The sequence below is a fragment of the Methylobacterium indicum genome (assembly GCF_001043895.1).
GTDB lineage: Bacteria > Pseudomonadota > Alphaproteobacteria > Rhizobiales > Beijerinckiaceae > Methylobacterium > Methylobacterium indicum.
The window spans coordinates 1-837 of sequence record NZ_JTHF01000418.1; the positions used below are offsets into that span (position 1 = coordinate 1).

The window sequence follows — 837 nt, forward strand, 5'->3', positions numbered from 1 at the left end:
TCCTGGACGCTGCGCGTCGCCGAGGACGCGGCGGTGATCGCGCCGGCCCCCAAGCCCTGCAGCACCGTCGGCGCCGTCTCCTTCATCACCGCGAGCGAGAGCGGGTCGACATAGGTCGGCAGGGTCAGCCGGTAGGCGAGCAGGATGTTGTCGTTGTTGATGCCGGCATCGTAGGGCTGGCCGTTGATGACGCCCTGGCGGGTCAGGAAGTCGTTGTCGTTGCCGACGAGCAGGAAGTAGTCGCGGGGCGCCCGCTCGCTCAGCACCGGTACGAGGCCCATCGCCTCGATCTTCTCCGGCAGGGTGGTCTGGGTCGCCGGGTTGGTGGTGAGGTTCATCCCGAAGCGGTTGAGCTGCACCGGGTTGAGGATGTCGACGACCTCCGTGGTCTTCACCGGCGTCAGGCCGGCCCGCAGGGTCCCGTTCGGGGAGATCGGCGTCGTGCCGTCATAGGGGCTGCCGGCGATGTTGGTGGCCCCGGCCGTGTCGACGAAGAGGACGCTCTTGTAGACGATCGGCGTGGTGTTGCCGGTGCCGAGCCCGTTCGAATCCCGCGACAGCACCAGGAACTGGGTGTCGTTGAGCGCCACCATCTCGCTCTGGGCCGCGGTGCGGTTCGGCGCGCCGCCATTGCCGTTCTGCTGGTAGACCGGCAGCTGCAGCACGTATTCGCGGCTCGGCGCCGCCGGGGTCGGGGTACCGGAGATGTCGTAGTAGAGGATGCGGGTATTGGCCCGCTGCTGCTGGCTCGAACCCGAATCCTGGAGCGTCGCGCTCTGCAGGATGGTGACGAGGCCGCGCCCGTCCGGGGTCAGCGCCAGGGCCTCGAGGCCCTGG

The 837-nt window shown here is 68.8% G+C and carries 1 protein-coding gene; it reads right to left on the reverse strand.

The features are described 5' to 3' along the window. Positions 1-837 (reverse strand): esterase-like activity of phytase family protein (locus tag QR78_RS30970; RefSeq protein WP_048431478.1); only part of this gene is annotated, 837 nt, incomplete at both ends.